The organism is Rhizobium sp. BK591 (assembly GCF_014195045.1).
In the GTDB taxonomy this organism is placed as follows: Bacteria; Pseudomonadota; Alphaproteobacteria; order Rhizobiales; family Rhizobiaceae; genus Rhizobium; species Rhizobium anhuiense.
Map to the genome: position 1 here is coordinate 867,743 of NZ_JACIAZ010000001.1, position 24,913 is coordinate 892,655.

Genomic DNA, 24,913 nt, shown 5'->3' on the forward strand with positions numbered 1-24,913 from the left:
GTTGCAATACAGGCCCTCGCGGATGGCAATCTACAGCTCCGGCCATGCATTTCCGGCGTTACCTGCGTTCAGGCAGAGAGGCCGATCGTGATGGTGGCGGAGAGCACGCCGCCATCGAGCTTCTCGAAATCGAATATGTGATCGGCGGCGTCCTCAGGGATGATGCCGTCGTCGTCATTGCGCGTATCGCGGGCCGGGCGTCCAATATAGTCCGGATGCTCGCCATAGATGATGTCGCTCAGCGCATCGTCGAAATAGATCTGGCTGACGAGAAGCTCATTGCCGTCGACGAGGATTCGGCAATGAACATGGGGTGTGCGGCCCTGGTACCATCCGGGATAGGCCGTCAGGAAGCCTGCCTGCCCCTGTGCATCCGTCAGCTGGCGACCGCGAAAGGCGAGCCCGCTGATCGCCTCGGCATCGCCAAGTGTACACATCTTCGCAGCCTCGCGGCCGGAATAGATGCCGCGGTGATCCGTATGCCAGATTTCGATATCGGCATTCTCGACCGGCCGGCAATCGGCTGCATGGACGATCCGGACGGCCAACCGCAAGGGCAGTCCAGCCTTTCCTTCCGAGACGTCCTGACGGGCGGGAATATTGTTGACGTGGCAGGGGCCAAGAGTCTGAGCGACGGTGACGACGCAATTCGGACGGCTGCGGAAGAGCGGGACGGGCAGCTTTTCCAAGGCGACCGATTTGGTGCCGCCGCTCAGGAAATCCGTCCCCTTCCAGTCGAATGTCCTGGCGGCGACCGTGATATGCCGCCGGGGCCAGATCGCTACCGCCGCGACGGACGATGCAACGATCGCCGCACCTCCAAGCACAAGGGTCCGTCTCTTCATATATCGTCCTTTGCCTCAAGACTCAGGGTGTAAGGAGGATGCGCAGGAAATTCCAATTAAATCCCGGCAATGATCGACGGCAAGCGATCATCGACATCAAATGCCTGCCGTGCAGGGCAAACCTTGCCAATGTGGCCGTCAACTCCGGTGACGCCAGGGGTCACGTCTATGTCTCGATCGCGTGGTTGACCGGCTCGGGCTATGCCGACAAGCTTTATGGCAGTACCGACTCCAACCAGCTATGGCACAAGGTGGACATTATCGCCGGTCGCCTCTGGGGCGAAGCGGTTTTCCCGGTTCGGCGGCTTTACAGCGCGGTGCGTCTTTTCAGACGCGCGAGGTCGCTGTAACTCTTTGCGTCAGGCATCCGACATCCGTTGCTGAGCAGGGGCAGAGGCAGATGGAACCAACCCACTTATTCGAGCTCGTTATCGTGATGTTTCTCGCGATCATCGCGCTGCACTATGCCGCCCACAGGCTCGGGCTGCCGCCGTCCGTCGCGCTGTTGACCGGTGGCGCCTTGCTGGCCTTTGCGCCGGGACTGCCGGCGATATCAGTCGACCCCGGACTGGTTCTGGTCATCTTCCTGCCGCCGCTGTTGATGGACGGCGCCTGGTCGATCGCGCTCGCGCGGTTGCGGCGTCATGTGATCGGCATCGCTTCACTTGCCGTCGGTGCGGTGCTCTTCACCTGTGCCGTCGTCGCCGTTGTCGCCCATCTCCTCTTTCCCTCACTTCCCTGGGCTGCCTGCGCGGCACTCGGCGCGATCGTCGCGCCGCCGGACGCGGTTTCGGCGCGCGCCGTACTGGAGCGCGTCAGGCTGCCGCGGCGGCTTCAGATTCTGCTCGAAGGCGAGAGCTTGCTCAACGATGCGAGTGGCCTGGTTCTTTTCCGTTTTGCCGTTGCCGCCGCTGCAACCGGAGCCTTCAGCACGGGGGAGGTGATCGGCAATTTCTTCGTGCTGGCGCTCGGCGGCGCCATCGTCGGCATCGTTGTGGGAACGGCGTGGTTCAAACTCGTCCGGCGTCTCGGCGACGAATATCTCATCATTGCAGCCTCGGTGCTGCTCGGCTGGATTGCCTATCTGCTCGGAGAGCAGCTGCATGTTTCCGGCGTCATCGCCACCGTTACGGCGGGGCTGATCATGAGCTGGCACCAGCACACAGTGCTTTCAGCCGCAATGCGCATGCGCGGCACCTCGTTCTGGACGGTGATGATCTTCCTGATGGAAGCTGCGGTGTTCATCTTGATCGGGCTGTCGCTCAGGGATGTCGTCGAACGCGGCGGCGGTTTTACCACTGTGATCGCGACAATGGGACTGCCGATGCTGGCGATCCTCGTCACGCTCGTGATCGCGCGTTTTGCCTGGGTCTTCGCCTCCGATTTCGTTCTCAGGTTCTGTGCTGTCCTGGGGTTCACGCGCGCCCGACCGCTCGGCGCCGGTGGTGCGACGGTTCTGAGCTGGGCGGGCGTGCGCGGGGTGGTCACGCTTGCCCTGGCGCTGAGCCTGCCCGAAGGGTTCGCAGGTCGTGACTTCATCCTCGTCACATCGTTCGCCGTCATTCTCGGAACCGTGCTCATACAGGGCACGACATTGGGGCGAGTGATCGCCTGGGCGCGGCTGGTGGAGCCGGATTCGGAAAGAGCGCGCCTGACGATGAGCCAGGCCGAAGCCGCCATGGCCCAGGCGCAGTTCGGGACCGTCCAGAGCCTGGCATATGACGCCGAGGGGAAACTCATCCATCCGCAATTGCTGGAGCGCTACCAGCGCCGGGCGACGTCGATCGTCGACTATGCCGAGAGAACCGAGCATTACATACCGGTGCTGCATGCGCATTTCGACGTCATTCTCGAAGCGGTTGCAACGGGACGCCGGGAACTCATCCGCCTCCATCGCGCCGGCGAAATCGATGACGAGACGTTGCGGGAGCTGGAACGGGATCTCGATCTGGAGGAATTGAGCGCGATCTCGGCCAAGGCATGATTTCGCGCCTCATGCCGTGACGCTTGCGACGGGAGCCACTCTTGCCTCGCTTCCATCTCTCCTGTCCCAGTCGCGACTCCCCGGCCTTCGGCATCATGTTCTAAATGGCAATCTGCTCACCGAGTTCGACGACGCGGTTTGACGGCAGGTTGAAATAGTCGGAGGGGTCGATCGCCAAGCCCTCCAGCGCCATGAATATGCGCTCCTGCCAAGCGGGCAGCCCGGTGTTCGGCGTTCTGACGAGGTTCCTGCGGCCGAGATAGAAGGAGGTCTTCATGATTTCGAACTTGAAGCCGCCCTCGCGGCAGAGCGCCAGTGCCCGGGTAACGTCGGGGTCGTCCATGAAGCCGAAGGTGATATCGAGACGTACGAAGCGTGGCGAGAGCTGGCTGAGCTTGATGCGCCTGCTGTCGGGGACGTAAGGTTCGTCTTCGGTCCAGACGGTCAGGATAACGTTCTGTTCATGGAGCACGTGGTTGTGCTTGAGATTGTGGAGCAGAACATTCGGCGTGCGATCCGGGACGCTGGTCAGGAAGACGGCCGTTCCTGGAACGGTGACCGGCGAATGGTCCGACTTTCGCTCGATCGACCGGATGAAGGAATCGAGCGGGATCTCGTTGTTGGCCCGCAGTCGCTTCAGATAGGCCTGTCCTCGGGTCCATGTCCACATCAGGATCATGATCGCCAGCGCAAGGGCGACCGGAACCCAGCCGCCATCATGGATCTTCAGCAGGTTGGCCGCCAGGAACATGACTTCGATGAAGAAGAGCGGCAGCAGCAGGAGGGCGGCAACCACGAGGGAGTAGCCCCAGACGGCCCGAAGGAACTGGAAGACCAGCATGGTCGAGATGACCATGGTTCCGGTCACCGAGATGCCATAGGCCGTCGCCAGCGACTCGGAATCGCCGAAGGAAAAGATCAGCATCAAGACGCCGACCAGCAGGAGAAGATTGACGCTCGGCACGTAGATCTGGCCGGTGTTGGTCTCCGATGTGAACTTGATGCGCAGCCTCGGCAGGAAGCCGAGGTGAACCGCCGAGCGGGCCAGTGAAAATGCGCCCGTTATCACCGCTTGGCTGGCGATGATCGTTGCCATCGTTGCCAGCAGAACCACCGGCAGCAAGGCCCAATCGGGATACATCAGAAAGAACGGATTGGTGGCTGCGTGGGGATGGGAGAGAACCAGCGCGCCCTGGCCGAGATAGTTCAAGAGCAATGCCGGAAAGACGAGCACGAACCACGCCATCTGGATCGGGCGGCGCCCGAAATGCCCGAGATCAGCATAGAGCGCCTCGGCGCCCGTCACCGTCAGAAAGACGGCGCCAAGCACAATGAGGCCGACGGTGCCGGCATGGGCGAGGAACGACAGCGCGTTGATCGGATTGAGCGCTTCGAGAATCCTCCAGTCGTCGCCGATATGGATCAGGCCGCCCGCTGCCATGGCCAGAAACCACAAGACCGTGATCGGCCCGAAAAACATCGAGACGGCGGCCGTTCCCCGGGACTGGACGGCAAAGAGAACGATCATGATCGCAGCCGACGCGAGCGGGACGTATTCGGCAAAGGCCGGCGTGACCAGCTTCAGGCCTTCGAGCGCCGACATGACGGACAGGGCCGGCGTGATCATCGCATCGCCGATGAAGAGCGCCGCTCCGATCAGGCCTGCGAAGAAGAGCACCGGCACGTTTCGCCCCATCTTCTTCATCAGCAGGGCGAGAAGCGAAAGCGTGCCGCCTTCACCGTCATTGTCCGCCCTGAGAAGGAAGAGCACATATTTGAAGGTCACGATGACCGTCAGCGTCCAGATCATCAGCGAAATGAGACCGATGACCTCGGCCTCGTGTACGCCATCGGCGGCAAAAGGCCTCAGCGCCTCACGAAGGGCATAGAGCGGGCTGGTACCGATATCGCCATAGACGACGCCGATCGCGCCGACGACCAGTCCGGCAAAGCCCTTCCGGCCGGCACCTTCACCCGTATTGTCTATATGCGTCGACGCCATGGTTCCCCGCTTATGCCCCTTGCCTATGAACACAAACATATGCCGCATTGCAGAACGGCAAGTAAATTGATGCGTGTGCGAATTTTTTGTGAGGGGCGGCGGCGTGAGCGGGAGAGGGGTGGGGCGCACGATCGGCTTGGACTTCGGCGGTCGCCTCTTGCGATTGCGCAGTCGCATGGTAATAAGGATCCATGACCTGCACCCTGAACCTTTCGAGCTTCTATTATACGCTGCTCCCATAGAGAGCGGCGTAAGGTCATATTCCTGACACCCGAGACGCCGCATGGTCGGCGGCACGCGTGTCAACAGAAGGTCTCCGGCCTCATCGGCCCCAATGGAGACCCCCGTGACACGATCCTCTCAGCCCACCGGACCCCGATCCGACTTTCTCCGCACCCTGACCGAGCGCGGTTTCCTGCATCAATGTACCGACTTGGAAGCACTCGACAGCTGGCTTTGTTCGGGAGCCGGCACAGCCTATAACGGCTTCGATCTCACCGCCGACAGCCTGCATGTCGGGCATCTCATTCCGATCATGATGCTCCGCTGGTTCCAGAAGACTGGTAACAAACCCATCGCGTTGCTGGGTGGTGCGACAAGTCGGCTGGGCGATCCGAGTTTGCGCGACACGTCACGCCCCCTTCTCAGCGAAGAGCAGATCATGAAAAACCTGCTCGGCATCCGGCGTGTCTTCGAGCGGTTCCTCGCTTTCGGGGATGGCCCGGCCGATGCGGTGATGGTCAACAATGCCGATTGGTTGGGCAGGCTCAACTACCTCGACTTCCTGCGCGATGTTGGACCGCATTTTTCAGTCAACCGGATGCTGACATCGGAGAGCGTGCGCCAACGGTTGGAGCGGGAGCAATCGCTGTCATTGCTGGAATTCAACTACATGGTCATGCAGGCCTACGACTTTCATGTGCTCGCAGAAAGCCGCGGCTGCCTGCTTCAGCTTGGTGGTTCCGACCAATGGGGCAACATCGTCAGCGGCGTCGAATTTGGGCGGCGGATCGGTGGACGCGCCTTGTTTGGATTGACCGCTCCGCTGCTGACGACATCGTCGGGCGCGAAGATGGGCAAAAGCGTTTCGGGGGCGGTCTGGCTCAACGCCGACCGGTTGTCGCCCTATGAATTCTGGCAATTCTGGAGAAACACCGGAGATGCCGATGTGGGTCGTTTTCTCAGGCTGTTCACCGAGTTGCCGTTAAGTGAAATTGCCCGCCTTGACGTGCTTCGGGATTCCGAGATCAACGAAGCGAAAAAGATACTTGCCGACGAGATCACCAGCCTGTGCCACGGGACGGATGCGGCAGCGCAAGCTTCCGAAACCTCCCGGCGTACCTTCGAAGAAGGTGAGGTGCCGGTCGGCCTCCCGACCGTCAGGTTCCCGGATAGCCTTCGCAGCACCTTTCCGCTCGCTGATGCGATGGTCATTGCCGGGCTCGCCAAGTCGAAAAGCGAAGCACGTCGATTGATCGCCGGCGGCGGTGTGCGGGTGAACGGCGGCAGCGTAAACGACGAGGCAATGCAGCTTGGTCACTCCGATGTCCAGGACGGCGTCATCCGGCTGTCCGTCGGCAAGAAGCGACACGTCCTCCTTCAATCGGCGGTGGCGCCGCCATGCTGACAGGGGCTGTCAGCATGGTGGTCGACAATGCTGAAGCCGCGGGTTTCCGAGCCAGTCGCCATTTCGTCGGAATGTCCGGCTATCCCACGGGGGATAGTTGGACTTCAATCCCGCCAATCGGAGCAGAGCCCCGAGATGAAGCCGCACCATCGTATTTTCTTCATTCAGTTTGCCGTGGCCCTTTCCGTGGGGGCGTTTCTTTCGCGGCTGCCCGACATTCAGCTCAAGTTTAGCCTGAGCGAAGGAGAGCTGGGCCTTTTGCTCGCCATCATGTCCCTCGGGGTTCTCTGCGGGTTGACGTTCTCGGCGAGGCTCATCGAGAGGCTTGGTGCGCGCACAACGGCCTTCGTCACCGTCTTCGGTGTGACGTTGTTTTATGCGCTGATCCCCTGGATGCCTGCAGTTTCCCTGGCGATGCCATTATTCTTTGTTGCCGGCATTTTCGCCGGCGCATTCGAGATCAACGCCAATCTCGAAACCGATCGCCATGAGGCGCTGCTCGGCTACCGCATCATGAGCCGGGCTCACGGCATGTGGAGCCTCGGATTCTGCATCACCGCCCTTGTTGCAGCCGGTATGCGGCAGGCCGCAGTCTCCATCGAACTGCATAGCTTCATCGTCCTCGTGACGGTCTTGATTGCCGGGTCGATCGTTTTCTCCGGGATCGAGAATGCGCCCCGGCGGCATGACGCTCACCCCGGCGATGCTCCGCTCGTCGCTTTTCCCACGATCGGGCTGCTTCCCCTTTGCCTCATAGGCGCTGCTCCGCTTCTCGCCGAGGGCGCGAGCGTCGATTGGTCGGCGATCTATATGCGCGACGTATTTGCGGTCGAACCATTTGTCGGCGGGCTCAGCGTGGCCATTTTCTCCTCGTTCATCGCCATCGGACGGCTCGGCATGGACTCTGTGATTGACCGCTTCAATCCACGCCCCGTCGCAATAACCCTCCTCGGGATCGCGGCCATCGGCCTTGTCTTGGTTGCGACGGCGGCACAGCCTGTCGTCGCCCTCGCGGGCTTTGGCCTGACGGGGATCGGCTGCTCGTCGGTCTATCCGCTTGCCATCTCGGCCGCGGCCCGGCGCACGGACCGACCCGCATCGGTCAGCGTTGCAGCGCTCGGGCAGACGACCTTTCTCGTGTTTTTCGCTGGGCCGCCATTGCTCGGTTTCGTTGCCGAACACTTCGGTATCCGCTTTTCGTACTGGGTGGTCGTCCCTGTGATCGCCGCTGCGCTCCTCGTCACCAAGGCGCTCATCGCTGCTCCTGCCCCGATCACAGGGCAGCCCGAACCGGTACAACCACACGGTTGATACGCCGCGCCGCCGGTCCGTTATCCCAAGGTCGCGCATGTTCGCAATCGGCGGGGGCTGACCACCGATTTTCGCTGTTGAATAGGGCGGGCGCAATGTATTGCCGGTGACGTCTAAGTATTACTGATGGCCGTCTCAAATATAGCTCGTATAGGTGATGGCCCAAGGCCGTGCAGGATCGTCAACTCTTGGTGAATGGTCTTGCCGCTCAAGCACTTGCGGGCGCGGTCCACCTTCTCTGCATACACCTGGCCCGGACGGCCTATGTCAGCCTTTCGAGCCTGCAAAATAAGGGTTCTACGAGTTCTTCGATCGTCGCGTTCGGCCGCAACGAGAGGCTGGTCAGCGCCGATCCGTGCCTCTCTTCGGACAAATTCCCGCCGCCAAAATGCCAGTATTAGTTGTTTCTAATTCACGCCATAATTCGCATCTACGTTGCCGCGCCTGTTTTATTCTTCGCCACATTTTGGAATTTCAGCATAATACAAACAATGGTGGGTAACTATGAAGGTTATTCTCGTCATCGTCCTCACGGCGCTTGCCGTGCCCTGTGAGGCGGATATGCTCGGCACGGCGTCCAAGTACAAAAGCATGCATGAACGCTCCATCTCCTTCCTTAGCATCAATCCGCGCAGGGTATCGTGGTGCGGGGCGTTCCTGGCCTTTGTCGCCAAACGATCTTCAAGGGAGCCGCCGCCCAACCCCAACATGGCGGCGTCCTGGAAGAAGTTCGGCAAGCCGGTCGGCGTCCGCTCCGCCAGGCGTGGGGATGTCGTGGTGATCCGCACCGGCCGGCGCTTTCATGTCAGCCTGTTCGATCACATCGACCAGCGCCGGCAATATGTCTATCTCTTCGGCGGCAACCAATCCAACCGGGTGCAGCTGTCGCGCTATCGCGCCAGTTCGGTCGTTGCCGTGCGACGATAAGCCGGTTCCAAACCTCAATGCCGGCGGGAAAACAGGTCCTATGCCTTGCGTGCCCTGATATGCAGGAAGATCGGCGCGACGCGGGTGTCGGCGACGACGGGTTCGGCCTGCGCCACCACGGCTGAGGCCATCGGCTCGCCAAAGGCCTCGATCGTAAGCCCCGCTTCGACGATCATCGATACCCAGGTCGACAGCGTGCGGTGAAAGCGCGGAACGGAAAACGGCGTCAGCGCCGCCCGTTCCGCTTGCGGTATCGAGGAAAAGATCCAACGGTCGATCCGGCCGTCGCTCTCGTCGAAATAGTCGGCGATCTCTACCGCGACGGGCTCGCCGGCCTCATTGCGGATGTTACGGCGCGTCGGCGGCACGAAGCAGGGATGCAGGATCGAAAACTGCAGGAAGCCGCCGGGCTTCAGAATGCGGTGGATGCCCTTCAGCACCTCGCGCTGATCAGCCATGTCCATCATCGACATGAAGGCGGTGACGAAATCGAAGCTCGCTTCCGGGAAATCGATGCTCTGGCCGTCGCCGAGCACATAGTCGATGCCGAGCGGCGCGTCTGCCTCGCTCTCGCGGGCATAACGAATGAAGGTCGGGGCGATGTCGAGGCCGGTCACGCGGGCGCCGAGCCGGGCGACCGCGCGGGTATTGGAGCCTTCGCCGCAGCCGAGGTCGAGACCTCTCAGGCCGCCGACCGACGGCAGCATCTCCAGAAAGGTCGGCGTGTTCAGCGCATCGCGATACTTGTCGTAGCCCGCCCTGGAATAGATCGTCCACGTCTCGGCATTGCTCTCCCAATGGGCGGCGACATCATTGGCTTTCATGGCTCTTCCTCCTTGCGCGATCGGAACGGGCGGGGAGCTATAAGCGCAGCCTGTGACAATGAGAAGACGAGCTGTCGCGCCTCAATCTGGAAGAGAAGAAGTGTGCCAATAACTGATGCGTCGTAGCATCAGTGCGTCAGGGATTGGATCCTGTCGTAGCGGACCGTGTACTCGTCGGCCGTGCCCTCGTAATAGACCTTCGCCAACGTGGCCTGGAGGTCAGGCGAATAGAGCACGCTCAAGATGTCGACCTGCTCGTCGCCTCTCTTGGTCACTTGCTTGATCCTGAACACCTTGTATTTGCATTCGCCGAGACTGAAGCTCTCCTGTCCGGCGACGGTCAATTCCAGGCTCCAGCGCGTATCCGCCCGCTCGTCCGGGCCAAGCGCTAAGAAAGCAACGTTGGTTCGAGCGCCTTTCTTCAGCGGACCGATGCGGCTCAGATCGGAGAGCGGGTGGATCGCATATTGTTCGTTTTTGCTGAAGCGGGCCAGATCGAAGAGACCTGCAAAGGAAAACACCGTCTGCTGCTGTGAGCCGCCGAAATGATTGACAGTCTTGACGATCTGCCCTTCCGCCTTGTGGAATTCGCTCCGTGCGCCGGTATTTTCCAGCACAAAACCCTTGGCGGCGGTGTCAGCAGACGGACAATCGGCTGCATGAACCGAAACAGGCAGAAGGGCGGCAATGAATAATGAAGCAAGGCGATTCTTAAACATGGTTCTCGTTTCCGATAAGACTGGACCGATCTCGTTTGATCGCCTGGAAATACTGGAACCCGCGGGGGCTGTCATGAGCTTCATTCTTGCGACAGGAACTATTCCACATTTGCGTTAATGGCCGGGGCTTCTCGCGGAAAGTTTCATTTGGGATGCGCGGCCGGCGACAGCACCATTCTGTGCGCGGGCGAACCAGGGGAGCTGATGCATCATTCTCAGCTGACACTCTTGAAGGCGGCGATGATGCTTTCTGCGGCGAGTTGCGCCTGATCTGATGTCGTCTGGAAATTGGTGACGGAGAGACGCAGGATGTCGCGGCCGCGCCATTTGGCGCCGCCTGCGAAGATCATGCCGTCCGCCTTGATCTTTTCGATGGTCTTTCGCGTCAGCGCGTCGCCTTCTTCGGAGGGCAGGTCGGTACCGAAGCGGATGACGAGCTGGTTCAGGGCCACCTCGTTCAGAATGGCGATGCCGGGCTCGCGTGCGAGCCGATCGGCGATCAGCTGCGCCGAGGCGCAGCACTGGTCGATGAGGGCGGTTACACCCTCGCGGCCGAGATGTTTCAGCATCGCCCAAGTGGCAAAGCCGCGCGCCCTTCGCGAAAGCTCGGGCACGTAATGGGAAGGATCGCGCTCGCCTTCGCCAGCGAGCGGCAGATAGCTTGCGGCGATCGTCATGGCGCGGCGATGGGCGAGTTCGTCGCGGACGATCGCATAGCCGCAATCATAGGGCGTCTGCAGCCATTTGTGGCCGTCGGTCGCCCAGCTGTCGGCCGCTTCGATGCCGCGGCTGAGGTGGCTGGTTTTCACCGACGTCTGCGCCCAGAGGCCGAAGGCGCCGTCGACATGCACCCAGGCGCCTTTCGCCTTCAACAGCGGGATGATGGCGGCGAAATCGTCGAAGGCGCCAGTATTGATCTGCCCCGCCTGGAGGATGGCGATGAGGGGACCGGAGACGGTATCGAGTGTGCCGGTCAGCGCGACCGGGTCTATCCGGCCTACTGGATCGGTGCGCACGCGCAACACGCGATCGTGCCCGAGGCCGAGAAATTGCAGTGCGGAGAAGACCGTCGTATGGGCGTCGTCGCCGATCAGCACGGTGATCTCAGGCGCGCCGAACAGGCCACTCGCATCGGCATCCCAGCCCGCCCGGCGCAGCACTTCGCCGCGGGCGGCGGCAAGGCAGGTGAAGTTCGCCACTGTCGCCCCGGTGACGAAGCCGACCGAGCTTTCGGCCGGCAGCTTCAGGAGATCGAGGAGCCATCTCGCCGCGATGGTCTCGACTGCGGCTGCGGCCGGGGCGGCGGCATGGTTTCCGGCGTTCTGGCCCCAGGCGCTGGTGAGGAAATCGGCCGCGACGCCGACCGGATGGGAGCCGCCGATGACCCAGCCGAAGAAGCGCGGGCCCGTGGTTGCGTGCAGCCCGGGTTCGGCGTCACTCGCCAACTGCCTGATGACATTGAGCATATCGCAACCGGCTGCCGGCAGCGGTTCGTCGAAGCAGGCAAGCGAGGCTGCGTAATCGTGGGCAGGCACATGGCGGGCGGGCCCTGCCTGCCGGAACCCCGCAGCAAGCCGGGCGGCTTCCTGAAACAGAGATGCAATTGCCGACATAAGTTCCCCCTGCCGCCGCCGATCCTGGAGGGACCGCCCCCGAAGGCAGGCTGCCGGCGCTATGCAATTTAGCCCATATCGCCAGCTCTGTCTTCGCCCAGGAGACTCGGGCTTGGGATCCAGAGTACTTTCTCGTCCTTGCCGAGGCTCAAGATAAATTGAGCATCCAGAGAGGGCTTCCTAAATATCTACAATACTTACTCTATTCCGTTCTGTCCATTTTTGAAATTTCATGGCTATGCTTGAAAATGATTGCCTTCGTCTCAAGTATCGTTCAATAATGCGGAAATATCGTTTGCACCATTGTCAAGTTGGTGCTGCCAACTAGCGAGGGATATGCACTGAAATATTTCCTTCTCTACGCGCTGACATGCACGTTGGTCGGGATAGTTCTTCTCGTCATCATCCATGAAGTTGTATCGTTCAAGATCGACAAGCCAACTGATGAACCAGCGGGCGAACCAACCGAACAATCGGCCGCCGGGCCAACCGGGGAACCGGTGAACGGGCCGACAACCGATCAATCCGCCGTCCAGCCAGCCGATCCGTTGATCGTCCGGTCGACGAGGCAGCCTGTCGGCGGGCCAACCGATAAACCAGCGGTCGGCCCAACCGGCGAACAGGCCGCGCCCCCAACCGATCAAACAGGGGTCGACCCACCCCGTGAACCGGCCGTCCGGAAGGGCGGCCGGCTGAGGAGTCCGGCGCAGTGATCGGCGCTTGAGACGATCGCCATAGGCTGGGGCATGAAGCTTTCAACGCCGGTTGCATCGGCTGAGCCCATCTGTATTGACTGTACCTCTCATCTCGAAGGAGGTTCCGATGGATGGAAGCGGTACGGCGATCAGGCATATCAGGGCAGACGAGGTGGAGGCTTTCCGGCGCATCCGTCTGGAAGCGCTTCGCACCGAACCGTCCCTCTTTGCAAGCCGCTACGAAGACTGGGAGGTTCTTTCTCTCGAGGAGTGGCGCAATCGCCTGAACGAGCCGGTTTTCATCGCGTTTCAGGGCGATGAACCCGTCGGCATAACCGGCCTGCTTCGCCAGCGGTCGAGCAAGATGGCCCATCGCGCAACGATCATCATGGTCTATGTGAGAAGGAGCCTGCGCGGAACGGGCCTTGCCAGCAGGCTGCTCGGTGCGGTTGCCGATCACGCGCGCGATATCGGCATCCTGCAGCTGGAACTCTTCGTCAGCGCTGAGAACCCGGCGGCAATACGGTTCTATCAGCGGGAAGGCTTCTCCGAAATCGGCAGGATTCCCGGCGGGGTTCTGGAGGAGGGCAGGGAGATCGACGACGTCATGATGGCGCGCCGTCTGGTCGATTAAGTCTCCCGCGGATATCGGTTTGCTGACCTATTGACCTCAAGCGGGGTTGGGGTTGCAGGGTGCCGGCATGAACCGGAGGTTTGGGGATGGCGAAAGTCCTGAGAGACGAAGATCTGGTCGATGGCGCGTTGATGACGGTCGCGATCGATGCGCTCGAGACCGCTTTTCTCGCGAGAGCCGGCAATCGGCTGATCTCTCCGCCCCGGCATCATGTCTCGTTTGCCGATCGCGGCGATCTCGTCTTCACCGTCGGCGGCATCCTCGGCGACAAACCGCTCGCGGGCTTTCGGGCCTATGAAACATTCGAGGGGGTGGAGCATTCGCAGATCGTGGCGGTATGGTCGGCCGACGACGCCAGGCTCAAAGGTATCGTTCTCGGAGAGCGTCTCGGCAATCTCAGGACCGGTGCGATCGGAGGTCTCGCCATCCGTCACCTCAGCGCGCCGGATGCCAGGACCGTGGGGATACTCGGCAGCGGAGCGCAAGCGCGAACCCAGCTTGCCGCAGCCGACGCGGTTCGAAAACTGGATCGCGCCCGCGTCTATAGCCGCGACGAGGAAAAGCGTACGGCTTTCGCAAGCGAGATGCAGCACGCCTTGGATATTGAGGTGGAGGTTGCCGGCAGCGCCATCGAAGCCGTCGATGATGCCGATATCGTCATCTGCGCGACAACGAGCCAAACGCCTGTCGTTCATGCTGGGGATTTGAAGCCCGGTGCGCACGTCAACACCGTCGGCCCGAAAACGTATCGGGGATACGAACTCGGCCTGGATATCGCCGATGCGGCAGCCGTGATCGCGACGGATTCTCCGGAGCAGACGCGCGCCTATGCGTCGCCGTTTTTCCTTGCCGGCTCGGGCAACGACAGTCGCATGGTCGACCTTGCCGATATCATTGCCGGGAAAGCGACGGGGCGGAGATCACCTGAGGATACGACGCTGTTTTGCTCAGTGGGACTGGCCGGAACCGAAGTGGTCGTCGCTTCGGCAATCCTCGATATGCTGTGAGCTTGTTTCCCTTATTCACGCCAGCCCCAGCGCATCCCTCATGCCGTATTCGCCGGGTGCGCGTCCCGCGATCCAGCGGGCGGCGGCAAGCGCGCCGCGGGCGAACATGCCGCGATCGAGAGCCGAATGCGAGAGCGTCACGACTTCCTCGGCGGCGGCAAACATCACGCTGTGTTCTCCGACGATCCCGCCGGCGCGCAACACGGCGAAACCGATCTCGCCGGGCGGCCGCTCGCCGGTGATGCCGTCACGGCCGCGCCGCTCGACGGATGCGAGGGAAACGCCGCGGCCCTCGGCGGCTGCTTCACCAAGCATCAGCGCCGTGCCGGAGGGCGCGTCGATCTTCCTGTTGTGATGGGCTTCGAGGATTTCGATATCCCACTCATGCGCAGGAAGGGCGCGGGCGGTTTGGGCGACCAGACCGATCAGCATGTTGACGCCGATGGAGAAATTGCCGGAGCGCAGGATCGGAATCGTGCGGGCGGCCTCGGCGATCCGTTCCAGTTCATCTGGCTCGAAACCTGTCGCCCCGATTACCAAGGCCGGTCCACCGGCCGAAGCACACAAGCCGGCAAGTTCGGCCGCAGCGCTTCCCGTCGTGAAATCCAGGATCACGTCGGCCGCTCCGATCGCGGCCGAACGATCGATCAGCCCGGCACCCATAGAGCCCTCACGGCCAATGCCGCCGACGAACGCAAAAGCCGGATCGGCCGCCAGCAGTGGCAGGATGGCACGACCCATGCGGCCCCTCGCGCCGGCGACGGCTATTTTGATTGGTGAGATCACGGTCTTTCCTTGGCTCTCGATATTCCGGCCGAACGGCTATTTACAGCCAGCATTCGCGCCGGAGAAGGGGACCCGCAACTACCGCACTTGCGCTCGCGGCGCAAAGCCGGATCTCTGGCAGGTCATGTGATGCTTACCAATTGCCTGGGTCGGCGGTGTGATCGATGCTGGCGAATTCATCGGCCTTTTCGCGGTCCAGCTTCACCTCCTTCGTGGCGTTCGTCTCGTCGGTGACCGCGTAGCGATCGGGGACCGGTCCCCTCGACAGTTCCTGATAGAGGAGCAGGGCGGCCTCCTCGGCGGTGTCAGCCTCGATCTCCCGCGTAATAGTGACAGTGAACTTGTGCATGGCTTCGAGCCTTTCGATCGTCGTGCAGGCGTATGCGTAGATAGCCCAGTCTGACACGAGTTTTGTGTCGAAGACAGAAAAAGCGCGTCGTTTAGAATTTGATTCATGCGACGGTCGCAGGTCTTTGTTTTTATGAATGTCGTGGTGCTAAGTATCGGCCGACGCGCTTACCAGACTGAACTCACCGTCGCAAAGACGATAAAACCCATCTTGGGGAACGGGCAATTCCAGCATTTCCCGCTTCGAAAGGCCGGAATATACGCCACGTACCAATCGGCCAAACAGCCCGTGAGAAATCGCAATTGTCGGTTCATATATGCCTGAGATCCAGTTCTTTGCTCGCGCACAGGCGGCATCGAGCTCTCCCCGTCTGGAGATCTGAAATACCAATCAAAAGCGTCGGACCTGTCCAGCATTCCTGGAAACTCGTTGTCGATCTCGAACTTGGTCATGCCGTCCCAAGAACCGACGGTCACCTCCATGAGCCGCGATTCCGGACGAGCGGCCAGCGGCAATACCCGTTCGATGCGAGCCGCGGTCTCCTGCGTTCTGCCGAGAGGGCTGACGTGAAGCTGGAACGATCGCTCACTGCCTGCAATTTCCTTCTTCAAAAGCTTCGCCATTTGTTCGGCCTGTTCGATACCGCGCGCTGTAAGTGGTGAATCTTTTTGGCCCTGGAACCGACCCAAGGTGTTCCAAATGGTCTCGCCGTGGCGAAGCAGGTAAATCACTTGTGTTGTCCTAAAAGAATGCCAAAAGGCTGGTTCAGCGGCCAAGTGATGCGACAGATCAATAATGACCGCAACTGCTCCGATCCATATGTGCCACGTCTTCTGCTGTCGGCCGAAGCGGGTACTTCGACCATTTTAGCAGCGCTCGGCAGTTGCCCGCGGGAAATCGCTGCCGTGGGCTGGAGAAAGACGGCTTGCCTCTTATTTCAGTTGGAAATGCGAAACGAGGAGCGAGAGAGCACACAATGGCAAAGAACACGATCTGCGTATGGTACGACAAGGATGCTGAGGCTGCCGCCCGCTTCTATGCTGCGACTTTTCCCGACAGTACCGTGGACGCCGTTATTCGTGCACCGGGAGATTATCCCGAGGGTAAGCAGGGAGATGTGCTGGTTGTCGAGTTCACCGTTGCGGGGATTCCCTGCATCGGGTTGAACGGCGGTCCCGCGATCAAACACAACGAGGCCTTCTCCTTTCAGATCGCGACCGACGATCAGGAGGAAACCGATTGCTACTGGAACGCCATCGTCGGCAATGGCGGCCAGGAAAGTGCGTGCGGCTGGTGCAAAGACAAATGGGGGGTGTCCTGGCAGATCACGCCGCGCGTCCTCTCCGAAGCGCTCTCGGCAGGCGGTGGCCAGGCAAAGCGTGCTTTTGACGCGATGATGACCATGAGGAAGATCGACATCGCAGCGATCGAGGCGGCGCGGCGCGGCTGAGAAGCCTATCGCGGAACGATCTTTCGTCAGAGCGCTGCGTCTGGTGCGACCCGGCCGGGTAGCGATTTTCGCAATCGGCCGGTCGACACGAGACAGGCTGTCAGAACCAGAGGTCGCGCACGCAGCGCCCTTTGGAAGGAAGGTCTTCAAACGTATCAAGGCCGTCGAAATGATCGATCGGCAGGTCCTGAACGAGATCGGCCGGCGCAAGCCGCATGTTGACGGCCATGCGCCGGCGGCCATCCTTTCGAAGCCGCAGGCCGCGCCAGCTCAAGACACAGGCGCAGGATGGGCAGAATAATATTTCTAGAGACGGCTCGTCCCTGTCGGCGCGGGTGTAGGAGGCGGTCTCTCCAGTGAGAGCGATACGCTCTCCTTCGTAATCATAGGCCCACAACGTGCCGTAGCGCCGGCAGAGCGTACAGTTGCACGCGGTGATTGAGCCGGGATCACCTTCGAGTGTCCAGCTCGCCTTGCCGCAATGACATGAGCCCGTCAGCATGGTCGCCGGTTCAATCCTGCTCCCTGTTTACGGACGACATCCTGCCGCAATTACGCGATGACCGCAATTGGCGCTTTCAGGCGCCACGTGCTCCTGAAACGGCTTTCACGACACCTTTTGCATCGGGCGTTTTCTGAAATTTCTAATTGAGATCGCGGCCGGAAGATGATTTTCTGCGACCCAGCGTAGCTGAGTCCACGCCTCCTCCCGATTTTTTGATCCGAGTGGCCCATGTCGATTTCAGATGCGATCTATCGTCCCTTCGAAACCTTGATCCGGCCGCTCGATATCCCCTACCGGCCGCTGCCCACGAAGGGACCTGTGGCGGTTCTTTTGCACTTCATCGCGATGTTTCGAGGCGTCATCATCGCTATGGCGGCGAGCTCGATGGCCATCGAAGCAATCAATCTTACGATCATCTGGGGGCTTTCGGTCATTGTCGACGGAGTGACGACGCAGGGTGTCGAACTCTTCGTCGACAGCAAGTTCGGGCTGCTGGCAGTCCTTGCCTTTCTGCTTTTTCCGGTGATGCCCATTCTTTTCTATATCACCAATATTCTCAACTCGCACACCATCGGCATCAGCCTGCCCGTTGCAATTCAATGGCAGGGGCACAAGGCCGTCGAGCGGCAGGATCTCGCCTTCTTCCATGATCTTTTCACCGGTCAGGTCGCATCAAGGCTCGGTCAGGTCGCCAATGCCGTTCAGCAACAGATCGTGATCGCGTTCCAGACGGCCCCCCGCTTTCTGCTTCAGATCATCGGGTCGGTGGTTCTTCTGCTCGCGCTCTCCTGGCAGCTTGCGCTGCCGGTCGTCGTCTGGGTTGCCTTCAACGTGCTCTTCACGATCAAGGTCGTTCCGGATTTTACGGAGCGCGCCCGCCGCTCGGCAAAGCAGAACAGCCTCATCTCCGGTGCCCTGACGGACATCTACGGCAACATCCAGATGGTCAAGCAGTTCGCAGCAGAAGATAGCGAGGCGGGTGCGCTGAGAAAGACCATGTCCAAGGGGGTCGACACGCTTCACCACGAACAGCGCATCTACCGGACAACGGAACTCGTCGTCATCAGCCTCAACATGGTGCTCTGGCTCGTCATGCTCAGCATTGGTTTCTGGGGTCTGTTTGACCGATTCCTGACCGTGGGCGATTTCGTTGCAACGGTGTACATCCTCCAGCGCCTTTCGGCTGGGTCCTTCACCTTCCTGCAAATGGGACAGCAGATCTTCCGCGCGCTTGGCACGATCAAGGATGCCATGCCGGTCATGACGACACCACCCACCATCACCGACCGGCCGGATGCGACCGAATTGACGGTCAGCCGTGGGGAAATCTGTTTCGAGAATGTCCGTTTCGCCTACACCTCCGGCAAGCCTGTTATCGATGACCTGTCGCTGACGGTTCGTGCCGGCGAAAAGGTGGGGCTCGTCGGCCTCTCCGGGGCCGGCAAGACGACGCTGGTGAGCTTGCTCTTACGCTTCTACGACATCGCCGACGGCGCGATCCTGATCGACGGGCAGGACATCCGCACGGTCACGCAGGCAAGCCTTCGCCGCGCCATCGGCGTCATCGCGCAGGATGTCGCACTGCTGCATCGATCGGTCGGCGACAATATCCGTTACGGCCGGCCGGAGGCGACGACGGACGAGATCGAGAGGGTGGCGAAGATGGCCAGCGCCGATGCCTTCATAGCCGATCTTTCCGATGGCGAAGGCCGCAGGGGCTATGATGCCTTCGTCGGCGACCGCGGCATCAAACTTTCCGGCGGCCAGCGCCAGCGCGTGGCCATCGCCCGCGTTCTCCTGAAGGACGCGCCGATCCTGGTGCTCGACGAGGCGACTTCCGCCCTCGACAGCGAATCCGAAGCCGCCATCCAGGAAAGGCTGAACCTCGTCATGGAGGGAAAGACGGTGATCGCGATCGCCCATCGCCTGTCGACCATTGCCAGGATGGACCGGATCGTCGTGCTCGATCACGGGCGCATCGTGGAGGAGGGCAGGCCGGATGAACTGGTCGAACGGGACGGTCTGTTTGCCCGTCTATGGAAACGCCAGACCGACGGCTTCATTCCCGAAGAGATTGACGAACCCTTGCCGGCCTCGCCTGCTGCCTGACCGAGTGGCCGGCCCTCCCGCATGCCGGAATGAGGTCAGCGAGCCCAGAGCAGGCGGCCGCCGATGAGGATGAGGGCGGCGCCCATCACGCGCTCGATGCCGGCCTTGAACCGCAGGAAGCTGGCGGAAACGCGCGGGTTAGAGAAGAAAAAGGCCAGGCCGCAATACCAGAGAGCCGAGAGCAGGAAGCAGGTCAGGGCAATGACGCAATAGAGCCAGACAGGCGCATGTGCCGGGATGACAAGCGCAAAGATGCTTCCGAAGAAAGCCACTGATTTCGGATTGGTCATGCTGACGACGTAAGCACGGCGCATGGCGGAGCGCCATGTGACCTCAGTCGGTCCGGTCGTCTTCAAGGGCTTGGCCGCGCCGCGGATCATCTTCAGGCCCAGCCGGATCAGATACAGCGCGCCGACCACCTGCAACGTCATATGCAGCCAATCGAATTGGGTCAGCAGAAAGCCGAGGCCTGCCATCGCCATGACGGCCCAGGTCAGGGATGCGATCGCAAGTCCGAGACCCGCAAAGAGGCCGGCCGCGCGCGACACCGTCATGCTGGTGTTGGTGACGATGATGAAATTCGGTCCGGGGCTGACGAGGGAGACGACATAGACGCTGATGAGCAATGCGAGTGAATCGATATATTCCATCCGGCCCTTCCAATTTTGAAGTTCGGGAGCCTATGCGAAGCAGGCGGTTTTTGAAAGGCGCGTCATCCTGGACATCATGCAACAGGCATCGGACCGGCAGTGAAAGGTCGACTGACAGGATCGTCGGCCTGGTAGAAGCCGGCTTTTCCTTGCGCTACTCGACAAACCCGAAGATAGGGCCGTAGCCGCCGTGCCAGGACCAGTCGTTGTAGCCCATGTCCGGATTGTAAAGTCCGACCCCTCGTCCGCCATCGAGAAACAAGGCGTCCGGGCATTTCAGATGGTCGCGGAAGAGCCGTGCGAAATCGTGGAAATTCACCCCGTCTTTGCTGATCGCGAAACGAACCGTGCCGCGCTCGCAGGCTCCGACACCGCTGCGGCGGGTTCGGTCCGTCGAGCCGACGATGAAGATCGGGTTCAGCTTGTCGGCGATAACAAGCATCGGGCCGGACTGGGTGGCGAACCGCACCTTGGGCCGACGCTTCAGAAATTCAGCGGTCGGGAGTATCCCGGCGCCTGCTTCACTCAGAAAGAACACGCCGTTCGGCTTCTTGTAGAAATTCGGCACCTGGCCGGCGGAGCTTTCGGCTGGCGTCGTATTGGCGGAGTTCAATTCCCTGCTGTTCTCGACATAAAGTCCCATCGGCGAAAAATCGGCCCGATACATCCCGGCATTGACGGCGAAAACCAGGGTTCGCCCCTCGGCGCGAACAGCTTCGGCAAGGCTTGAAAAAGCGCGGTATGGCGCGCCATCGTCATTCTTCCAGAACAATCGCAGATCGGCTTTGCCCGGTTCCAGCGTGCAGACGACATATTTTGCTTCTTCGAAGGTTTGCTGCTCGCATGGTTGCGCATACGCCTGATGGAGGGATGTCATCGTTGCCGCCAGCGTCACGACCGCGGCGAGCACGCCATGTTTGAAGTAGGTCATCGGTGCTAACGTCCTCGAGCTGCTTACCATGTGCCTGAAAACGCCGTGCAGGCGAGCAGCACTCCCGTCAGGATATTAGCCAGGAACAAGCGATAATTCACGTCCGGGCGGGCAAGGTCGATCCGCCGGGTCTGCCAGCCAAGATGGACAGCGATCACCAGCATTCCGATCGCATAAGGCGGTGACATTTCCAACAGCCAGCCCCCGAGCGACCACGCGCCGACCGCCAAGGCATAGAACAGGCCGATCAAGATCTTGCCATGCCGGCCGAACAGGATTGCCGTTGATTTCAGGCCGAGACGGGTGTCGTCCTTCAGATCGACATAGGCATAGACGGTATCATAGCCGATCTGCCAGGCGATGGCGCCGGCCCACATGAGCATGGCACCAACCGGGATGTGGCCCGCAGCCTCGGCCCATGCCATCAGCATTCCCCAGTTGAACGCTGCACCCAGGACGGCCTGCGGCCAGTGGGTGAAACGTTTGCAGAGCGGATAGACGAAGACGAGCGGCAGCACACATATCGCAATGAGGCGTGTGTAAGGCGTCAGGAAGAACAGAAGCAAAGCCGCCAGTGCGAGTTCAACGGCCAGGAAAACAAAGGCCGGCAGCGTGGCAATCTCTCCGCTTGCCAAGGGCCGAAAGCGGGTCCGCTCGACATGGCCGTCAAACTTCCGATCGGCGATGTCGTTGATCGTGGAACCGGCGCTTCTCATCAGAAGAGCGCCGAGAGAAAAGACCGCCAATTGCCTGAGGTCGGGGAGGCCGCTCGATGCCTGAATGAGGGCGGCCCAGCATGGGAAAAGCGTCAGCCATATCCCGACCGGGCGATCCAGCCGCGCCAACCGCGTATAGGGCCGCCATGTGGCCGGCAAACGGCGATCCACCCAGTCGTCACGGTGGATATCGCTGAGATCACGGCGTTCCAAAGTCATCATGATGTGATCCAAATTTCCCGTCGCAGTCATGGGGGTACACCGAGGTTTCATCGCCATCGGCGAAGTGCAGAATAGGAGTTTTTGCGGACACGGCAATCACCGTCTGCCGCGATGATTTTTCGCAAGACTGCCCGTAGTTGTTCTTGTTATGTTCGTGTATGCGCGATATGAAACCTGCATGATCCTGCAACAGGGAAGGGAAGGTGATGAGCGTTTATGCAACCCTCGGCGCAATCGATTTCGACAAATCGAACGCCTTTTACGATGCCGCTCTGGCAACGATCGGATGGAGCAAACATAAGGAATTTCCCGGATGGCGAGCCTATTCCGAAGGCGGGAAAGGCGAAGGTTTTATTCTGTGGGTCTGCAAGCCCTTCAATGGGGAGCAGGCAAGCGCCGGAAACGGCTCGATGGTTGGTTTCATGGCCCAGTCCCGCGCCGAAGTAGACGCTTTCTACGAAGCTGCGATGAGCAATTCGGGAACGGATGAGGGCGCACCTGGTCTACGTCCGCATTACGGGCCGAACTGGTATTCCGCTTACATGCGTGACCCGGCTGGGAACAAGGTTGCTGTCGTCTACGACGGCTGAGGTCATCCCGATTTCCGCTCTCCGATGTCTCGGAGAATGTTCATATTTCCCCTAACATGGGGATCGGTACCGCAGGCGTCCGACAGGCAAGAAGCGGCGTTGCGTGTGTTCTTCGAGGCGATCCTACGGATCGCCCCTCAGGATGAGGGAGTTGGAGAATGCCGCCCCGATCCCTACCAGGCGGTACGGGCGGTGCCGAGCGCGGTCGTATGAGAGGATGAGACGTGGGCGACGTTGGCTTTGAGCGACACGACGCAATTTCCCGGAACGCTTAGCTTGTGCAACATCAAGTGTTTCAGCAATGTCTCCGGGTCGCGCTTTTCGGTCAGCGGAAATGTCACAGTCATGCGAGTTCTCCAACGAATAAACTGAGCATCCACAAAAATTAATGTCTAAATTCTTTTGCGATGCAACAAGAAAATTTTAACGATAAAATTAAAATCGATTAATTTTCGAGTTGCTGTTTTTAGATCGTTTGAAATTGGGTTCCTCGCTTCTCCGTGGTTTTGACTGCTTCGGCCCGCCGCGGGGGAAGGTGCCGTCAATGTGGGCATTGACCTATCGGCCCATCAGGCTGACGTAAGATCGAGCGGTCATCTGCCGTTGCGGGCTGCCCAGCTCTTGAGCCGCAAGCCATTGAGCCTGATGAAGCCTTCGGCATCATGGTGATCGTAAGCGACGGCGCTTTCCTCGAAGGTGACGAGGTCGGAGGAATAGAGTGAGCAAGGGGAGGTGCGAGAGATAACCGAGGCGCTTCCCTTGTAAAGCCTTACCGCCACTTCGCCGCTGACGAAGGCCTGGCTCCGGTCGATCAGGGCCTGCAGCATTTCCCGCTCGGGCGCGAACCAGAAGCCGTTATAGATCAGCTCGGCGTAGCGGGGCATGATCTCATCCTTCAGATGCGCGGCGGCGCGATCGAGCGTGATCGATTCAATGCCGCGATGCGCCGAAAGCAGGATCGTACCTCCCGGCGTCTCGTATATTCCTCTCGACTTCATGCCGATGAAGCGGTTTTCGACCAGATCGAGCCGCCCGACGCCATGCCGGCCGCCCAGTCCGTTGAGTTCGGTCAGCAATGCGGCCGGTGTCATCGCCGTGCCGTTCAGGGAAACCGGATCCCCTGCCTCGAAACCGATGGTGATGATCTCGGGGGCATCGGGAGCATCGACGGGGTCGACCGTGCGCTGATAGATATAATCGGGCGCGACTTGCGCCGGATCTTCGAGAATCTTGCCTTCGGTCGAGGTGTGCAGCAGATTGGCATCGGTCGAGAATGGCGCCTCGCCGCGTTTGTCGCTTGGCACCGGGATCTGATGATTCTCGGCATATTCGAGAAGCTGGGTGCGGGAGCGGATGTTCCATTGGCGCCAGGGAGCAATGACCTTAAGCGACGGATCGAGCGCATTGACGGCCAGTTCGAACCGGATCTGGTCGTTGCCCTTGCCTGTTGCACCGTGGGCAACGGCATCCGCGCCGACTTCCCCGGCTATGCCGACCAGATGCTTGGCGATCAGTGGCCGGGCGATGGAACTGCCGAGCAGATACTGCCCCTCATAGAGCGTGTTGGCCCGCAGCATCGGAAAGACGAAATCGCGGACGAACTCTTCACGCAGATCGAGGATGCGGATGTCCTTGACCCCCGACATCGCAGCCTTGGCTCGCGCCGGCTCGAGCTCCTCGCCCTGGCCGAGATCGGCCGTGAACGTCACGACCTCGCACTCATAGACCTCCTGCAACCATTTGAGAATGATCGATGTATCCAGCCCGCCCGAATAAGCGAGCACGATTTTCTCTATCTTTTTCACCATCAGTCCATCTCCGATTTAATGAGAAGAACGATAGGCCAGTTCGCACGCAATGAGCTTTCAAAGCTTCTTCAAAATTGCAAAAGTTTGGCATATTCTGCCATTCAGAGAATAGCTGGAGCTATGAAATGCCAGGAACGTTGGACCCGATCGATCGCCATATCCTGCGCGTGCTTCAGCGTGACGGGCGTATTTCGAACGTCGATCTGGCGAGGGAGGTCGGGCTGTCGCCTTCGCCGTGCCTGCGACGGGTGCGGCTGCTGGAAGAGGCCGGGATCATCGATCGCTACGTCGCCGTGCTGGACCCTGCCAAGATCGGGGCTGGGCTGACGGTTTTTGCCCGCGTGTGGTTCAAGACCCAGGACGCCGAGGTGACGCTCCGCTTCGGAGAAGCCGTGAGGCGCTTTCCCGAGGTGATGGAATGCTACCTGACCACAGGGGAATGCGATGCCGTGCTTCGGATCGTCACCGCCGATCTGCACAGCTACTGGCGTTTTCAGGCCGACCACCTGACTCGTATTCCGAGCGTGCTCAGCGTCAAGACCGACGTGCCGATGGAAACGCTGAAGCGGAGCTACGAACTGCCGTTGCGATAGGCGTCGTGGCTCGATC

The 24,913-nt window shown here is 60.4% G+C and carries 25 protein-coding genes and 1 pseudogene; 12 read left to right on the plus strand and 14 right to left on the minus strand.

The genetic code is table 11. The annotated features are described in order from the left end of the window. Positions 1-68: 68 nt before the first annotated feature. Complete coding sequence (locus tag FHX10_RS04150) at positions 69-845, minus strand: protocatechuate 3,4-dioxygenase (protein WP_183844644.1); 777 nt, start codon at positions 843-845, stop codon at positions 69-71. 38 nt (positions 846-883) lie between these two features. On the opposite strand from FHX10_RS04150, the gene FHX10_RS04155 reads away from it, so the two are divergent. Together FHX10_RS04155 and FHX10_RS04160 are read left to right on the plus strand one after the other, a co-directional pair. Beyond that, positions 884-1,195, plus strand: a complete 312-nt coding sequence (locus tag FHX10_RS04155) for a hypothetical protein (RefSeq protein WP_132572277.1) — start codon at positions 884-886, stop codon at positions 1,193-1,195. A 50-nt stretch (positions 1,196-1,245) separates the two neighbouring features. Further along, positions 1,246-2,829 carry a Na+/H+ antiporter gene (locus tag FHX10_RS04160; RefSeq protein ID WP_028827844.1) on the plus strand — a complete coding sequence of 528 codons (1,584 nt, stop codon included), beginning with the start codon at positions 1,246-1,248 and terminating at the stop codon, positions 2,827-2,829. A 100-nt stretch (positions 2,830-2,929) separates the two neighbouring features. On the opposite strand, the gene FHX10_RS04165 is transcribed toward FHX10_RS04160, so the two are convergent. Beyond that, a complete protein-coding gene (locus tag FHX10_RS04165; RefSeq protein ID WP_097542286.1) occupies positions 2,930-4,831 on the minus strand; it encodes a potassium transporter Kup in 1,902 nt (633 codons plus the stop codon). Between the two features lie 334 nt (positions 4,832-5,165). On the opposite strand from FHX10_RS04165, the gene tyrS reads away from it, so the two are divergent. From tyrS to FHX10_RS04180, 3 genes are all read left to right on the plus strand, one after another. Further along, complete coding sequence (gene tyrS, locus FHX10_RS04170) at positions 5,166-6,458, plus strand: tyrosine--tRNA ligase (RefSeq protein ID WP_047610531.1); 1,293 nt, start codon at positions 5,166-5,168, stop codon at positions 6,456-6,458. A 135-nt stretch (positions 6,459-6,593) separates the two neighbouring features. Beyond that, on the plus strand, positions 6,594-7,769 hold the full coding sequence (locus FHX10_RS04175) for an MFS transporter (protein WP_097542287.1): 1,176 nt from the start codon (positions 6,594-6,596) through the stop codon (positions 7,767-7,769). A 504-nt stretch (positions 7,770-8,273) separates the two neighbouring features. Next, positions 8,274-8,696, plus strand: coding sequence for a TIGR02594 family protein (locus FHX10_RS04180; RefSeq protein WP_028758913.1), 423 nt, complete (start codon positions 8,274-8,276; stop codon positions 8,694-8,696). Positions 8,697-8,734: 38 nt separating this feature from the next. On the opposite strand, the gene FHX10_RS04185 is transcribed toward FHX10_RS04180, so the two are convergent. The 3 genes from FHX10_RS04185 to FHX10_RS04195 all read right to left on the minus strand — a co-directional run bounded on the left by FHX10_RS04185 (position 8,735) and on the right by FHX10_RS04195 (position 11,852). Continuing rightward, entirely contained in the window at positions 8,735-9,520 is a 786-nt protein-coding gene (locus FHX10_RS04185; protein WP_047610527.1) for a class I SAM-dependent methyltransferase, read from the minus strand. Between the two features lie 128 nt (positions 9,521-9,648). Continuing rightward, entirely contained in the window at positions 9,649-10,323 is a 675-nt protein-coding gene (locus FHX10_RS04190; protein WP_246712878.1) for a hypothetical protein, read from the minus strand. Between the two features lie 131 nt (positions 10,324-10,454). Then, complete coding sequence (locus FHX10_RS04195) at positions 10,455-11,852, minus strand: pyridoxal phosphate-dependent decarboxylase family protein (protein WP_047610523.1); 1,398 nt, start codon at positions 11,850-11,852, stop codon at positions 10,455-10,457. 311 nt (positions 11,853-12,163) lie between these two features. Between FHX10_RS04195 and FHX10_RS34915 the strand changes: the two genes are divergently transcribed. From FHX10_RS34915 to FHX10_RS04210, 3 genes are all read left to right on the plus strand, one after another. Beyond that, positions 12,164-12,565: a hypothetical protein gene (locus tag FHX10_RS34915; protein WP_246712879.1), complete on the plus strand. Its 402-nt coding sequence runs from the start codon at positions 12,164-12,166 to the stop codon at positions 12,563-12,565. Between the two features lie 109 nt (positions 12,566-12,674). After that, positions 12,675-13,181, plus strand: coding sequence for a GNAT family N-acetyltransferase (locus tag FHX10_RS04205; RefSeq protein WP_063475128.1), 507 nt, complete (start codon positions 12,675-12,677; stop codon positions 13,179-13,181). An 86-nt stretch (positions 13,182-13,267) separates the two neighbouring features. Beyond that, positions 13,268-14,188, plus strand: a complete 921-nt coding sequence (locus FHX10_RS04210) for an ornithine cyclodeaminase family protein (RefSeq protein WP_183844646.1) — start codon at positions 13,268-13,270, stop codon at positions 14,186-14,188. A gap of 15 nt (positions 14,189-14,203) precedes the next feature. Here FHX10_RS04210 and dapB read toward each other — a convergent pair whose 3' ends face one another. The 3 genes and pseudogenes from dapB to FHX10_RS04225 form a co-directional block, all read right to left on the minus strand. After that, a complete protein-coding gene (gene dapB / locus FHX10_RS04215) occupies positions 14,204-14,974 on the minus strand; it encodes a 4-hydroxy-tetrahydrodipicolinate reductase (RefSeq protein WP_028758920.1) in 771 nt (256 codons plus the stop codon). A gap of 133 nt (positions 14,975-15,107) precedes the next feature. Beyond that, positions 15,108-15,323 (minus strand): hypothetical protein, encoded by a 216-nt coding sequence (locus FHX10_RS04220; RefSeq protein WP_183844652.1) that lies wholly within the window; start codon positions 15,321-15,323, stop codon positions 15,108-15,110. A gap of 147 nt (positions 15,324-15,470) precedes the next feature. Beyond that, a pseudogene (locus FHX10_RS04225) lies at positions 15,471-16,054 on the minus strand (histidine phosphatase family protein). Between the two features lie 245 nt (positions 16,055-16,299). Between FHX10_RS04225 and FHX10_RS04230 the strand changes: the two are divergent. Further along, entirely contained in the window at positions 16,300-16,773 is a 474-nt protein-coding gene (locus FHX10_RS04230; RefSeq protein ID WP_183844647.1) for a VOC family protein, read from the plus strand. Between the two features lie 100 nt (positions 16,774-16,873). On the opposite strand, the gene FHX10_RS04235 is transcribed toward FHX10_RS04230, so the two are convergent. Further along, positions 16,874-17,275, minus strand: coding sequence for a GFA family protein (locus FHX10_RS04235; protein WP_028827839.1), 402 nt, complete (start codon positions 17,273-17,275; stop codon positions 16,874-16,876). 231 nt (positions 17,276-17,506) lie between these two features. On the opposite strand from FHX10_RS04235, the gene FHX10_RS04240 reads away from it, so the two are divergent. Then, positions 17,507-19,387 (plus strand): ABC transporter ATP-binding protein, encoded by a 1,881-nt coding sequence (locus FHX10_RS04240; RefSeq protein ID WP_183844648.1) that lies wholly within the window; start codon positions 17,507-17,509, stop codon positions 19,385-19,387. A gap of 35 nt (positions 19,388-19,422) precedes the next feature. Here FHX10_RS04240 and FHX10_RS04245 read toward each other — a convergent pair whose 3' ends face one another. From FHX10_RS04245 to ubiA, 3 genes are all read right to left on the minus strand, one after another. After that, entirely contained in the window at positions 19,423-20,037 is a 615-nt protein-coding gene (locus FHX10_RS04245; RefSeq protein ID WP_047610507.1) for a LysE family translocator, read from the minus strand. 154 nt (positions 20,038-20,191) lie between these two features. Beyond that, positions 20,192-20,968 (minus strand): phosphodiester glycosidase family protein, encoded by a 777-nt coding sequence (locus tag FHX10_RS04250; protein WP_183844649.1) that lies wholly within the window; start codon positions 20,966-20,968, stop codon positions 20,192-20,194. 23 nt (positions 20,969-20,991) lie between these two features. Further along, the gene (gene ubiA, locus FHX10_RS04255) at positions 20,992-21,906 is read right to left on the minus strand and encodes a 4-hydroxybenzoate octaprenyltransferase (RefSeq protein ID WP_028757504.1); all 915 of its coding nucleotides are present in this window, start codon (positions 21,904-21,906) and stop codon (positions 20,992-20,994) included. Between the two features lie 206 nt (positions 21,907-22,112). On the opposite strand from ubiA, the gene FHX10_RS04260 reads away from it, so the two are divergent. Then, positions 22,113-22,496, plus strand: coding sequence for a VOC family protein (locus FHX10_RS04260; RefSeq protein ID WP_028757503.1), 384 nt, complete (start codon positions 22,113-22,115; stop codon positions 22,494-22,496). A 173-nt stretch (positions 22,497-22,669) separates the two neighbouring features. Here FHX10_RS04260 and FHX10_RS04265 read toward each other — a convergent pair whose 3' ends face one another. Then, the gene (locus FHX10_RS04265; protein ID WP_168333141.1) at positions 22,670-22,843 is read right to left on the minus strand and encodes a hypothetical protein; all 174 of its coding nucleotides are present in this window, start codon (positions 22,841-22,843) and stop codon (positions 22,670-22,672) included. Positions 22,844-23,089: 246 nt separating this feature from the next. Next, positions 23,090-24,301: an argininosuccinate synthase gene (locus FHX10_RS04270; protein WP_183844653.1), complete on the minus strand. Its 1,212-nt coding sequence runs from the start codon at positions 24,299-24,301 to the stop codon at positions 23,090-23,092. 128 nt (positions 24,302-24,429) lie between these two features. Here FHX10_RS04270 and FHX10_RS04275 point away from each other — a divergent pair, with 128 nt between their 5' ends. Next, positions 24,430-24,897, plus strand: coding sequence for an Lrp/AsnC family transcriptional regulator (locus FHX10_RS04275; protein ID WP_028757501.1), 468 nt, complete (start codon positions 24,430-24,432; stop codon positions 24,895-24,897). Positions 24,898-24,913 lie beyond the last annotated feature (16 nt).